Consider the following 12,304-nt stretch of genomic DNA (forward strand, 5'->3'; position numbering starts at 1 on the left):
AAAAGCTTCACCTGCTGCATCATCTATAGATTCACCAAGCAACTCATATTGACCAATACCATATGCAGCCATGAGTTGAGTGTGACCGCCCGAAACCAATAATGCGACAAACGGAAATTCCGGTGGAGTTTCTGAAAGTAATGGTGCAAGCATATGACCTTCCATATGATGTACACCGATCGCAGGTTTATTAAACGCAAAAGCTAAAGTGCGACCAAATAAAGCACCTGTCATCAATGCGCCCATGAGTCCAGGCCCACGCGTATAAGCAACAGCATCTATCTCTTGCTTTGTAACACCACTTTGCTCAAGCAATTGATTTATCAATGGAATCATTTTACGAACATGGTCGCGTGAAGCCAATTCAGGCACAACACCGCCATATTCCGCATGCAGTTTGATCTGGCTATAGAGAACCTGTCCACGTAAGCCGAGCTCGCTATCATAGAGTGCTAACCCAGTTTCATCACACGAAGTTTCTAAGCCCAAAACAATCATTAAACTGCCTTTACAACGATCAAAAATAATATCGAAGCTATTATAGACTTGTGATCTGAGTTGTAAATGAGTAAAATACTGACCTTCACTTGCGATCTAGTGCAATAGTGCGTTAGATCTTATCCATAATCTTAGAGGATTTTACATGCCACAAGTTAAGTTGAAAGAAGGCGAACCAGTAGACGTAGCTATCCGTCGTTTCAAGCGTTCATGCGAAAAAGCTGGTGTTTTAGCAGACGTTCGTAAGCGCGAATTCTATGAGAAACCAACTCAAGAACGTAAGCGTAAAAAAGCTGCTGCAGTTAAGCGTTATCAAAAGAAATTGACTCGCGAATCTGTACGTACTACTCGCCTTTACTAATTAATTTGTGATTGACTGCTGAAAAGACTATGACGACTTTAAAAAACCAAATTACTGACGTGTTAAAAACTTCAATGCGTGCCAAAGATATGGCAACAGTAACGGTTATTCGCGGTCTACAGGCAGCAATTAAGCAAATCGAAGTCGATGAGCGCATTGAGCTTGACGATGCTCAGGTTCTTGCGGTCATTGAAAAGCAAATTAAACAACGTAAAGAATCGATTAAGGCCTTTCAAAGTGCTGGTCGAGAAGATTTAGCTAGTAAAGAACAAGCCGAAGTTGAGGTTATTTCTCAATTTCTACCAGAAGCTATGACTGAGGAAGAGCTTGATTCTATCATTGAGCAAACGATTGCTGCTCAAGAAGCTACTAGCATGAAAGATATGGGTAAGGTGATGAATTCTCTACGTCCGATCATAGCCGGGCGTGCCGATCCTGCACAAGTATCTGCTAAAATCAAAGCAAAATTAAGCTAATCTGCTTAACTCCTTTTATATTCCCCTATTTTTAAATTGGATTCATTTGAACAATGAACCCAAAGCTTCCTTATTATTTAAAATCACACTGAACATTATATTTTGCAAGCATTTGCATCTCTTTTGACTCAACCACTTGCTTGATTAAATCTTGCTTAGTCATACTCGCGTATTGTTGTGGTAGTGATGATCGATTTTTCTCAATCGCATCTGACATGTCTTGAATATAGCGCTGATTAATCTGGCAATATTTAGCCTGCTGCTCAGGTGTAAATTGTGCTGTTTGAGGATTTAAACTTCGTAAAAAACCCCGAATATCCTGTGCGTAGACCCCGCGAATTTTCTCAACTGAATTTACATATTGCTCAACTGATGCTGCAATACTCATCCCCGCCGCACTGAATGCGAAAATAAAACAAAAAAATTTCTTCATAAATATTGTAACTTCTCAGCTTTTCTTTACGCCAAATATCTTAGCTTAATTCAATAAAATTTGGCTTATGCTCGGTAAAAAATTCTTCAGTTGGCGCAGGGATATTTCCGTCTGTCACCGTACCTAAACGTAAGCGAATGATATTGGGTAAATCCTTACGATAAGAATAAATTGGACTGGCACAGTTTTGACAAAATACTCGTGCTTTATTCGGTGTATGAAAATATTCTTTCAACTGCTCCTGTCCAGAAATGAACTCAAACTGAGTTTGATCAAGTGGACTATTCCATCCGCCTAATGCACCTTGAGCCTGTTGGCAATCCGTGCAATAGCATAAGATACTATTTTCAATCTCTCCCTGATATTGATATTGTACAGCCCCACACAAACACTGTCCTTTGATCATAATAATTTCCTCCTCAATTTTATAACGATAAGTTATCTTTAAGCTTTATAATTTAATGTAAGTCAAATAAGGTATTGCTTTAGTTCAAGTATTTCACCTGGAAGCCCATCATAATCTTTAAACGCTTTATGAATAAAGCCCTGGCTAGTTAATATTTTGCGTGAGGCTATATTTTTAGGATCAATAATCGCAAATATTTTATTAATCAAATTTTGGCTTTTGGCATCTTCAAGTAAATGCTGACTAACTTTACGAGCGATACCTTTTCCCCAAAAACTTGGTAAAAGCATATATCCCAGCTCGGCTTCTCTGTCACACAAACTCTTAATTTCTAATTTAGCTAAGCCTATATATTCATTAGTATTAGCATCTAAAATCTTAAAATGACCAAAGTTTGGATGTAACTGATTATTCGCTAGAAGTAATTGAAAATCACGCTCAGCCTCATCTATAGGTAACGCTCTTTCAGTGATCATAGCCATCACGTCTTCATTACCAACCAATTGAAAATAATCATCAAAATCTTGAGCGTGAAACTTTTCTAATTTGATATTCATAAAGCTGTTCAGTTCTCTAACCTGAGTATGTTCTGAATGAAATAACTCAATTTAATATTTTGGTTTAAAGTCTCATCCGACGTTCATCTTGCATCTGTTTTAAACGAGATTCAATCTTTGCTGACATCGCGATATTACCTTTTGCTAACCGTTGTGCATGTAGCATCGACTTAATCGCATTTTCTTCATAACCAGACCAATATTCTGCTTCAGCACGATATCCCAAAACATTAATAGCTTGTAACGATGAACTTTTATCTAGATTCGCAGCTTGTTGCAACAACTGCCAACCTTGTATGTCTCTTTGATTTTTATGGATAAAACGCTGCACTAATGTTTGAGCTTCCATAATTTGCCCTTGTCTAATCAGAACCTCAGCCAACTTATAAGACAACGCTCTATTTTCAGGCATTGTTTTTTGAACAGAATTAATACTATTGAATGCCTGACTTAATTTATTTTGCCCAAGATAAATATCAGTTTGAATCAAAGGAACAAGCACATGATTCTTGAGTTTAACCTTTACTAAATCCAAATTCGCTTGTGCTTGAGTATAGTCACCTTGCTCAAGATAGAACTTACTTAGCGCTAATTGTGCTGCGGAATTTTTCTGATTCGCCAGCGACTGTAATTGAATTTCAGTAGCCTGATTTGAAACCACCAAGGTATAGAGTTTTAGGATTTCAAAATCGAGATCATAAATTTTAGATCTGACTTTAGGTAGTTGATTAGCGCGTAAACGAGCTTCGCTCATTCGCTCAGTCGTTAAAGGATGAGTAAACCAAAAGTCAGGTAAGAAGCTAACACGACTAGTGGCACGATGCATGGTTTCAAAATAATCCGCCATACTCTGAGGGTTATAACCTGCGGCATACATAAATTGCATCCCGATACGATCTGCTTCACGCTCTTGATTACGGCTATAACTCAACTGCTTATCCATTAATGCCGCTTGAGTCCCCATCATTACAGCTGCACCCGCATTACCATCGGCCTGCGATGCAATAGCAGCACCGACAAGAATCCCTGCTAATGCAAGTAAACCTTGCCCCTTAAATGCTTCTTGCGAGCGGCTATAGTGTCTTTGCGCAACGTGTGCGATCTCATGTGCCATTACGCCCGCAATCTCATCAAGATTTTTTGCTGAAGTAATTAAACCTCTATTCAATGCAAATAAACCACCTGGAACAGCAAAGGCATTAATTTGAGGGTCTTTAATAATGACGAGACCTATGGGTTGCCCCAATTGCGTTTGGCTTAAAATACCTGAAAATACTTGTAAAAATTGATCTTCCAACCATGCATCTTGCACAGTTGGCATTTGACGATGAACTTCACGATAAACTTTTTCACCGATATATTTTTCTTTTTGTTGATCGAGTAAACCTATACCGCCTCCAATCTCAGGTACTTCTGTTTGCGCAGCCGTCACCGTTGGCAAAAAGACCTGAGTATGACTAAGTTGAGTCGTGGCAAATAAGCCACATGCGAGCAGCAACGATCTCAAAGGGTTTCTCTATGATTTTAATAAAGAAATTTAATATAACATTGAAAAAAGGAGAAATTTGCAACAATGTGTTATAAAAGGCAGGAAAATCCCGCCTTATTTTATGAGTTTTGAAATCGGCGTAATTATTTAGCCGAAGTATAGCGCTGATCTACGCTGAATTTTTCAGGAAATTTAGCATGAATTTCAGCATAAAAAGCCATGATTTCGGTCATGTCTTTTTCATAATCCCCTGTAGGATAAATGATTTTTCCTACTCCTGTTTTTTTCTTAGCATAATCCATATAAGCCAATGCAATCGGCACACCTGCTGTCATCGCAACATGATAAAAACCTGTTTTCCATTGTTCCTGTTTCGCACGAGTCCCTTCTGGCGTAACTAACATGACAAGCTTTGGATGAGTCTTGAAAAGATCACTCATTAACTGAACCATACTTGGTCGTTCTTGGCCTTGTTGTTTGACGCTTCGATCGATTCCAATTCCGCCCATTGCACGTACAAAAGGACCAAATGGAAACTTCATATAACTGTCTTTAATCGTTAAACGAACATTTACACCTAAAGCTTTTAGCGCCAAACGTGCATACAGTGCATCCCAATTGCTTGTATGAGGAGCTGCGATCATGACACATTGGTCGATATTTAAATCCCAATGATTGTCGATTTCCCATCCCATTAATCCTAAACTTTGTTCAGCTAATTTCTCAAACACAGACGCCCCAAGATAAAGTCATCAAAGGGCGCAAGTGTATCAATATTGATTTTTTTAAATAGATAGCATCGCTGATTAATTCAGCAATTAAATCGGTTTTATCAGAACTGAGGATTCACTAAGTAACGAGGTGTTCGATCCTCTAAGGCATCTACTAAATTTTGATAAGCGAGATTTACCATTTTCTGACGTGTTTCAGCTGTCGCTGAGCCAATATGCGGAGCTGTGACAACATTTTCTAATTCAAATAATGGTGATGTTTGCAATGGTTCTTTGGCATAAACATCTAAACCAGCTGCAAAGATTTTCTGTTGTTGCAAAGCTTCAATCAAAGCATTTTCATCAACCACTGAACCACGAGCAATGTTAATAAATACCGCACGTTTCTGCATGAGATTAAACTGTTCAGCACCGATCAAGGCTTTGGATTCAGCGTTTAAATCAACGGCAACCACGACAAAATCAGATTGTTGTAGCAATTGATCTAACTCTCGGTACTCTGCATTAAATGCCTGCGCAATTTCGATCTTTTCACGGCGGTTATGATACAAAATGTTCATATTGAACCCATGAAATCCGCGTCGTGCTATTGCAGCACCAATATGACCTAAACCAATGATCCCAAGGGTTTTACCAAAAACATCTACACCAAATTGCTCAGTAGAAACGGTACGTTTCCATTCCCCCTGTTTGGTCCAAGCATCAAGTTGCGGAATTTTACGAGCAGCGCTGAGTAATAAGCTAAAAGCTAAATCAGCAGTCGTTTCCGTAAGAACATGAGGTGTATTTGCAAGCCAAATTTTCTTTTGATTTAGATAGTTCACATCATAATTGTCATATCCAACAGAAACCGTTGAAATGATTTTGAGTTTTTGTGCAGGCGCTAAATTACTTTCATTGAGTAAACGTCCTGCTCCAATCATCGCATCAGCATCCACGACTTCGTTACGAATCTGTTCATTGATGTCACCAAGCTTGGGATTTAATACAACAACTTGATAGTTCTGCTGTAGTTTTGCTAATACTTCTCGATCAATTTGGCTAAATACAACGACTTTCTTCATGATTGGATTTCCGAACCTTATTGCATAAGTTGCCACAACCGTTTTTTCAATAATGGTTGTGCGATCATTTCTTCTAAACTCGCTAAATATAAGAGATTTGAATGTTGTAGAAAATCAAGTTGGCCTAGGCAGAGTATTTTTTTGTTATTTGCCGATGCATCTAAGAACCCTTGGATGTAAGAAGATAAGCCTCTACTCTCTTGGAAACCAGCCAATGGAAATGGCCATTTCAGCTCAGCATATTCTCCAAGTTTTGCTTTTTGAATATTACGCCAAAGTTGTCGTTGTTCATCATTTAACTGGCTACTTTCTACCAAAATGGCAGTATTTTCTAGCACATACATCTGCAACTCAAATGCTTGCACAGATGCACTAACGACAACCTGTTCTTTTTCAGAAATCGCCTTTTGAACAGATGCTTGTTCTGTAATTTCAACTTGAGGAGATTCAGCTTGTTTTATTTTTTGTGGCTGTACTTCATTTGTTTGAATTTCTGGTTTGAGTGTTTCAGTCTCAAAACTCATTTGTGGTATTTGCGGAGTTTCTTCAACTGCTTGATCTCGCCAAATGCTTGAGGCAGTATTTTTTTGGCACACTACATCTCTAGGAATCCAAACATCTATTCCCAAAGCTGCCAATACATTTCTTTGCTGCCCAATCATCTCGCCTACTCATTTCGTTAACTTACAGTATTTTGAATGACTGTAATGTCGAATAGTCTAACATAAACCGATCACCTCTAAATGGCTTCGTTTTGTTCAATCACAACACCCACCAAAAATCCTAAAAGCCATTTCTCATATCTCGTTAGATTAGGCAAATATTAAATAAGAATAGGCAATCTTTCATTCGTCGATTTTTAGACAATATTTCATCATTTTGTCGCTTTGACTTTTTATTAATGTTGTTAATCGAATGCTCAAATGAAAAGGTTAATTCTATCTATGCTAATTCTTTTTGCTATCGTTGTTGTCTTGCTACTAGGTAGCAGCATTTTGTACACACAGCACCCATTGTTTGGTAAAAATCCAACAGGTGAACGATTACAATTGATTGAAAACTCTCCCAACTATCGCCAAGGTCAATTTAGAAATTTAATGGAGAAATCTGGTATCGCTGAAGATACAAGTATTTTCGTTGAACTGTATAGAACTTTCATTAAAACCATCCCACACCGTAATCCCAAAGACCCCATCCCCTCTATTCAAACCAATCTCAAAACATTAAATCCCAAACAAGATGTGATTGTGTGGTTTGGGCACTCTTCTGTGTTTATGCAATTACATGGCAAAACCTTTCTAATCGATCCTGTCATGAGCGGTAAAGCAACACCTTTCCCATGGGGAACTCGAGCATATAAAGGCACAGATATTTATAGCGTTGAGGATTTGCCTGCAATTGATTACTTACTCATCTCACATGATCACTACGACCATTTAGATTATGAAACAGCACTCAAGCTTAAAGACAAAGTTCGATATGTCATTACAGGATTGGGAGTCGGTGAGCATTTTGAATATTGGGGTTATCCCAAAGATAAACTGATTGAAAAAGATTGGGGCGACCGAATCGGATTTGATGACGGGATTACCATTATTACCGAAACCACACATCATGATTCTCGACGTGCGTTCAATGGTGGCAAAAATCTTTGGGTCTCATTTATTATTCAATCCCCTAAAAGAAAAGTTTTCTATACAGGTGATGGGGGCTATGACAAACACTTTGTAGAGATCGGAAAAAAATATGGGCCTTTCGATTGGGCATTAATGGAAAATGGTCAATATGATGCTGCTTGGCGCTCAGTACATTGTCATCCCGATGAGGTTGCTCAAGCAACTGAAGAACTCAAAGCACGTAATATGATTCCAGTACACCACTCTAAATTTAGCTTAGCCAAACATCCTTGGAAAGAGCCAATCACACGTATCGTTCAATACTCACAAAGAAGAAATTATCGACTTGCCACCCCAATGATTGGGGAGTTAGTTGAGCTCGATAATGATCAACAAAACTTCAAACAATGGTGGAAAAATATTCACTAACCTTGTTCTAACATCCATTCGAAAGACTCTTATTCGCATTAAAAGAATTAGATAAATGCTCTAATTCTTTTAATGCTTGAAATATTTGTTCAAAAAATCAGACTACGAGTTTTAGTATCTGCGTATGTGCGGCTTTTAAAGCATTTTCACGTAATGGTGGAATATCCATACCCTCAGCATAAACAAACTCAACATTATGAATACCAATCAAACCTAACACTGATGTTAAATAAGGACTTACAGCATCTGTCGGCTGTCCTAAATGTACTCCGCCACGGCTACTGACCACAATTGCATTTACGCCGTCTACCAACCCTTGCGGATAAGTTTCGGTATATCTGAAGGTATGACGAGCACGTACAACCAAATCAAACCAGTTTTTCAATTGCGTCGGTACATTCAAGTTATACATCGGCGCACCGATCAACAATAAGTCAGCCTGCTTTAATTCTGCAATCAATTGATCAGACAGTTGCACAATCTTTTGGATTTGCTGTGAATCATTTTCGGCACCACGTAGCGCATGAAAAATATCAGCATCTAATACAGGTAAATTCAGCGTTGTTAAGTCATGTGTAATCACATCATCTTGAAATCCATGTTCAGCTCTTTGCTTTAAAAGCTGCTCAATGAGCTGATTCGTCTGAGATTGCTCACCCATCATGCTTGATTTAAGTACTAACACCTTTGTCATATCTATGCCCTATTAAGTGGATAGCACCATATTACGATCACAATATTTTCAACAAAAGTGATATTATTTCCTATAATTGATTCCAAAAACTCTACAATTATGCATGCTGAACTGAATACTATTGCGATTTTTGTCACTGTTGTTGAGGCGGGTAGTTTTACAAATGCTGCTGAACAATTGCATCTCACTCGATCTGCGATTAGCAAAAGTATTGCTCGTTTAGAAGAACGGTTAGGTGTGACCTTATTTAAACGTACAACACGATTACTGAGCTTGACTGATGAAGGTGCACTTTTTTATGAACATAGCCGTAAAGCTATCGCTGAAATTCATACTGCTGAACATTTACTGGATCAAGGCAAAATCTCAGCCACAGGTTTATTACGAATTTCTGCACCCGTTTTAGTCGGCCAGCTATTTATTACGCCGTTAATTGTTGAATTTGCTCAACAACATCCTGACCTTCAAATTGAACTTTCCTTCAATGATCGAACTATCGATCTTATTGAGGATGGTTTTGACCTCGCCATACGGATTGGTAACTTAGCTGATACCCACCAACTGATCGCTAGAAAGTTAGGTGATCATCGTATGCTGCTGTGTGCTACCCCTGATTATCTTGCAAAACATGGTGAAATTAAGCATTTAGATGATCTGAAAAATCACACCACGATCACCTATCCACACACGGGTTATTTACAAAAATGGCATTTGCAGACAGAAGATCAGCAACTTATTTCGATTAAACCGAAAGCCAAATTTATGCTGAATGACATGCAAGCAATCAAAAATACAGTTTTATTGGGCGCTGGTGTTGCATGGCTACCAGACTGGCTCATTCAAGATGAACTGCAACAAGGAAAGCTGATACAAACACTGTCTGATGTTACAACCATCAACTTTCCTATACATGTAGTTTGGTCATCACAATCATTTATGCCGTTAAAAACACGCTTGGCTATTGATCACTTAGTCAAACATTTATCTAAACAATTTAGATCAGAATCAACATCTTAATTTTTTAATCTAAAATACGCCAAACAAAACTTAGCTATTTGGATAAGTTTTTCTTGACTTGAATATTTTTTAGCACAATACTTACCCTTATGGCTAAGTATGATTCACAACTCGATCTGTTATTTAATGCTTTAAGTGATCCAACACGCAGAGCAATATTGACTCGTCTGTCGCATGGCGATGCAACCACAACATCATTGGCAGAAGAACATGCAATGGCCCTTCCTTCTTTTCTTAAACATTTAAGAAAACTAGAAGAAGCTGGGCTCATTACGACCCTAAAAAATGGCAGAGTCAGAACATATGCACTTAGCCCCAATGCGTTAAATCCTGTGCAACACTGGTTACATGAACAACAAGCCATGTGGGAAACGCGCTTAAATCAATTAGAAGACTATGCACTCAATTTACAAAGGAAAAGAAAAAATGAATCTTGATCCCCAAACAGATCTAAAACTAGAAAGAACTGTTGCTGTACCCCGCGCATTACTTTGGGAATGTTGGACGAATCCAGAACATATTAAACATTTCTTTATCCCTAAACCGCACTCAATTGAATCATGTGAAATTGATTTAAAAGTGGGTGGAAAATTTAACACCTTATTTAATGTTGATGGCAATCTTATTCCAAATCACGGCGTATTTTTAGAAATTATTGAGGGTGAAAACTTAGTTTTCACCGATGCCTATACTGAAGATTGGAAACCGAGTGAAAATCCATTTATGACAGCGATGATTATTTTTGAAGACCTTGATGATGGATCTACAAAATATACGGCGATTGCACGCCATCGTACTCCTGAGGCAAGACAACAACATGAAGACATGGGTTTCTTTCATGGTTGGGGTACTGTCGTAGATCAATTAGAAGCCTATGCTCAAAAGCTCTAAATCACGATATCCCAAAATATAAAAAAGACAGGATAAAACCTGTCTTTTTATTGAGAGCAATTCATACATGCTAAGAAACTTTTAAAATATCACTCCATTTCGTAAGATAACTTGGAGATTTAAAGCTTTGCGTCATCGCCCATGTGCGCCCATGCGGTGTAATCAGCCTTCCGAGCGTCATCACATCACGTCCAAATTTTTGATTGATATAATCAAATGTCGCTGAAAGATTTTGTCGCTCGATCATTTCCTCAGTGTTATGAAACAAATCAACGGCATGAGCGTGTTGTGGAATGATATCTAGTAAAATTACCTCCGCTTTCTTATAACGATGTCCTGCTTGATAAATACGATCAAGTCCTTGCTGAACTGCCTTGATAATTTCTAGGCGATCATCACTATAGTCTGACAAATAAACGGTTGTATAAGGACGATAATATTCATTTTTATTAAAGCGATTGGTGCGAATACTTATCCCAACAGCTTTGCACAATAATTTTTGTTGTCGTAATCGTTCGACGGCTCGCAAGGTAAATTCAGTTAAAGCACCACTTAGACTATTCTTATCTTCAATTGGTTGCCCAAAGGATCGGCTACTCAGTACTTGGCGACGATCTGGAATTACATCCTCTATTTCTAAACAAGCAATTCCTCTTAATTCTTTGACTGTATTTTCCAGTACAACCGAAAAGTGCTGTCCAATCATCTTTGGGTCAGCTTCGACCAAATCTATCACCGAATGGATATCCATTTTTTCTAAACGTTGTCGAATCTTTCGTCCAACGCCCCAAACCTCACCTACAGGCAAATACGTTAATAAATCCTCGATGATACAAGGATCCTCATCCACCATGTTACAAACACTTTGGAAACATGAATTATTTTTTGCTAAATGATTCGCAAGTTTTGCTTGAGTCTTGGAATATCCTATTCCAATACAACATGGTAAACCTAACCAATTCTTCACAGTCGATAAAATCTGCTGCGCATAACTGGTTAAATCATATTGATCGTGATAAGCGGTGAACTCTAAAAAGCATTCGTCTATCGAATATACTTCTTGCTCACATGGATCAACAAAACTCCCTAAAATGTTCATAAAACGGCGAGACATTTCCGCATACAACGCATAATTACTGGAAAAGACTTGTACTTGATGCTGTCGAACCAAATCTTCGATCTGAAAAAATGGCACAGCCATTTTTATGCCGAGCTTTTTCGCCTCATAAGAACGAGAAACGACACAGCCATCGTTATTCGATAAAACCACAACAGGACGATATTCTAACTTTGGATTAAACACACGCTCACAACTGACATAACAGTTATTCACATCAATCAAAGCAAAAATTCGTTGTGGTAAACTCATCTAGTTCACCTCATCGGTTTTAGGTTATAAGTCACAACACCCCAAATCACAAGTTCTTGACCCTCAGTGATATAAATATTTTGATAATCAGGGTTTTCGGCTTTGAGCCATACTTTCGGAGGGCTGAAATGGTGATCAATCATTAAACGCTTGACAGTAAAATCATTATCAATCAAGGCAATCACAATATCACCTGACTTAGCTGGAATACTACGATCAACCACGAGCGGATCATCAATATCAATTCCTACATCCAACATCGAAAGTGAATTT

16 protein-coding genes and 1 pseudogene are annotated in these 12,304 nt (G+C 38.2%); 6 read left to right on the top strand and 11 right to left on the bottom strand.

From position 1 onward, the window contains the following. Positions 1-498: tRNA (adenosine(37)-N6)-threonylcarbamoyltransferase complex transferase subunit TsaD (locus B4237_RS09420; protein WP_286942849.1), on the bottom strand; the 498-nt coding region annotated here is incomplete at its 3' end. Positions 499-643: 145 nt separating this feature from the next. On the opposite strand from B4237_RS09420, the gene rpsU reads away from it, so the two are divergent. Together rpsU and B4237_RS09430 are read left to right on the top strand one after the other, a co-directional pair. Next, positions 644-859: a 30S ribosomal protein S21 gene (rpsU, locus tag B4237_RS09425; RefSeq protein WP_004652785.1), complete on the top strand. Its 216-nt coding sequence runs from the start codon at positions 644-646 to the stop codon at positions 857-859. Positions 860-888: 29 nt separating this feature from the next. Continuing rightward, complete coding sequence (locus tag B4237_RS09430; protein ID WP_278596687.1) at positions 889-1,335, top strand: GatB/YqeY domain-containing protein; 447 nt, start codon at positions 889-891, stop codon at positions 1,333-1,335. A gap of 73 nt (positions 1,336-1,408) precedes the next feature. On the opposite strand, the gene B4237_RS09435 is transcribed toward B4237_RS09430, so the two are convergent. The 7 genes and pseudogenes from B4237_RS09435 to B4237_RS09465 all read right to left on the bottom strand — a co-directional run. Then, positions 1,409-1,768, bottom strand: coding sequence for a hypothetical protein (locus B4237_RS09435; RefSeq protein ID WP_007480042.1), 360 nt, complete (start codon positions 1,766-1,768; stop codon positions 1,409-1,411). Positions 1,769-1,808: 40 nt separating this feature from the next. Then, positions 1,809-2,174 carry a GFA family protein gene (locus tag B4237_RS09440; protein ID WP_278596688.1) on the bottom strand — a complete coding sequence of 122 codons (366 nt, stop codon included), beginning with the start codon at positions 2,172-2,174 and terminating at the stop codon, positions 1,809-1,811. A 62-nt stretch (positions 2,175-2,236) separates the two neighbouring features. Beyond that, the gene (locus B4237_RS09445) at positions 2,237-2,731 is read right to left on the bottom strand and encodes a GNAT family N-acetyltransferase (RefSeq protein WP_278596689.1); all 495 of its coding nucleotides are present in this window, start codon (positions 2,729-2,731) and stop codon (positions 2,237-2,239) included. Positions 2,732-2,795: 64 nt separating this feature from the next. Continuing rightward, the gene (locus B4237_RS09450; RefSeq protein WP_414632346.1) at positions 2,796-4,172 is read right to left on the bottom strand and encodes a M48 family metalloprotease; all 1,377 of its coding nucleotides are present in this window, start codon (positions 4,170-4,172) and stop codon (positions 2,796-2,798) included. A 191-nt stretch (positions 4,173-4,363) separates the two neighbouring features. Then, positions 4,364-4,951, bottom strand: coding sequence for a 1-acyl-sn-glycerol-3-phosphate acyltransferase (locus B4237_RS09455; protein WP_007480034.1), 588 nt, complete (start codon positions 4,949-4,951; stop codon positions 4,364-4,366). Between the two features lie 101 nt (positions 4,952-5,052). Next, the gene (locus B4237_RS09460) at positions 5,053-6,015 is read right to left on the bottom strand and encodes a 2-hydroxyacid dehydrogenase (protein WP_286942856.1); all 963 of its coding nucleotides are present in this window, start codon (positions 6,013-6,015) and stop codon (positions 5,053-5,055) included. A 17-nt stretch (positions 6,016-6,032) separates the two neighbouring features. Further along, positions 6,033-6,467 (bottom strand): annotated as a pseudogene (locus B4237_RS09465) (hypothetical protein); the annotation flags it as partial. 492 nt (positions 6,468-6,959) lie between these two features. Between B4237_RS09465 and B4237_RS09470 the strand changes: the two are divergent. Next, a complete protein-coding gene (locus tag B4237_RS09470) occupies positions 6,960-8,060 on the top strand; it encodes an MBL fold metallo-hydrolase (protein WP_278596692.1) in 1,101 nt (366 codons plus the stop codon). Positions 8,061-8,157: 97 nt separating this feature from the next. Here B4237_RS09470 and B4237_RS09475 read toward each other — a convergent pair whose 3' ends face one another. Then, the gene (locus tag B4237_RS09475; RefSeq protein WP_278596693.1) at positions 8,158-8,754 is read right to left on the bottom strand and encodes an FMN-dependent NADH-azoreductase; all 597 of its coding nucleotides are present in this window, start codon (positions 8,752-8,754) and stop codon (positions 8,158-8,160) included. Positions 8,755-8,853: 99 nt separating this feature from the next. Here B4237_RS09475 and B4237_RS09480 point away from each other — a divergent pair, with 99 nt between their 5' ends. From B4237_RS09480 to B4237_RS09490, 3 genes are all read left to right on the top strand, one after another. Continuing rightward, on the top strand, positions 8,854-9,771 hold the full coding sequence (locus B4237_RS09480) for a LysR family transcriptional regulator (RefSeq protein WP_023012367.1): 918 nt from the start codon (positions 8,854-8,856) through the stop codon (positions 9,769-9,771). Between the two features lie 89 nt (positions 9,772-9,860). Then, positions 9,861-10,208 carry an ArsR/SmtB family transcription factor gene (locus B4237_RS09485; RefSeq protein WP_004880614.1) on the top strand — a complete coding sequence of 116 codons (348 nt, stop codon included), beginning with the start codon at positions 9,861-9,863 and terminating at the stop codon, positions 10,206-10,208. Continuing rightward, a complete protein-coding gene (locus B4237_RS09490; RefSeq protein WP_286942863.1) occupies positions 10,198-10,662 on the top strand; it encodes an SRPBCC family protein in 465 nt (154 codons plus the stop codon). Before B4237_RS09485 ends, B4237_RS09490 begins: the two co-directional genes overlap by 11 nt. Before the next feature lie 70 nt (positions 10,663-10,732). Here B4237_RS09490 and B4237_RS09495 read toward each other — a convergent pair whose 3' ends face one another. Both B4237_RS09495 and B4237_RS09500 read right to left on the bottom strand, forming a co-directional pair. Further along, positions 10,733-12,031, bottom strand: a complete 1,299-nt coding sequence (locus B4237_RS09495) for a Y-family DNA polymerase (protein ID WP_278596695.1) — start codon at positions 12,029-12,031, stop codon at positions 10,733-10,735. Between the two features lie 5 nt (positions 12,032-12,036). Further along, positions 12,037-12,304 (bottom strand): LexA family protein (locus B4237_RS09500; protein ID WP_286942865.1); only part of this gene is annotated, 268 nt, incomplete at its 5' end.

The sequence above is a fragment of the Acinetobacter sp. UBA6526 genome (assembly GCF_002434875.1).
In the GTDB taxonomy this organism is placed as follows: Bacteria; Pseudomonadota; Gammaproteobacteria; order Pseudomonadales; family Moraxellaceae; genus Acinetobacter; species Acinetobacter venetianus.

Coding starts and splice junctions, on each gene's coding strand:
- B4237_RS09445 (WP_278596689.1), bottom strand. CDS start 2,731: ATGAATATCAAATTAGAAAAGTTTCACGCTCAAGATTTTGATGATTAT.
- B4237_RS09495 (WP_278596695.1), bottom strand. CDS start 12,031: ATGAGTTTACCACAACGAATTTTTGCTTTGATTGATGTGAATAACTGT.
- B4237_RS09490 (WP_286942863.1), top strand. CDS start 10,198: ATGAATCTTGATCCCCAAACAGATCTAAAACTAGAAAGAACTGTTGCT.
- B4237_RS09430 (WP_278596687.1), top strand. CDS start 889: ATGACGACTTTAAAAAACCAAATTACTGACGTGTTAAAAACTTCAATG.
- B4237_RS09435 (WP_007480042.1), bottom strand. CDS start 1,768: ATGAAGAAATTTTTTTGTTTTATTTTCGCATTCAGTGCGGCGGGGATG.
- B4237_RS09485 (WP_004880614.1), top strand. CDS start 9,861: ATGGCTAAGTATGATTCACAACTCGATCTGTTATTTAATGCTTTAAGT.
- B4237_RS09475 (WP_278596693.1), bottom strand. CDS start 8,754: ATGACAAAGGTGTTAGTACTTAAATCAAGCATGATGGGTGAGCAATCT.
- B4237_RS09470 (WP_278596692.1), top strand. CDS start 6,960: ATGCTAATTCTTTTTGCTATCGTTGTTGTCTTGCTACTAGGTAGCAGC.
- B4237_RS09440 (WP_278596688.1), bottom strand. CDS start 2,174: ATGATCAAAGGACAGTGTTTGTGTGGGGCTGTACAATATCAATATCAG.
- rpsU (WP_004652785.1), top strand. CDS start 644: ATGCCACAAGTTAAGTTGAAAGAAGGCGAACCAGTAGACGTAGCTATC.
- B4237_RS09460 (WP_286942856.1), bottom strand. CDS start 6,015: ATGAAGAAAGTCGTTGTATTTAGCCAAATTGATCGAGAAGTATTAGCA.
- B4237_RS09480 (WP_023012367.1), top strand. CDS start 8,854: ATGCATGCTGAACTGAATACTATTGCGATTTTTGTCACTGTTGTTGAG.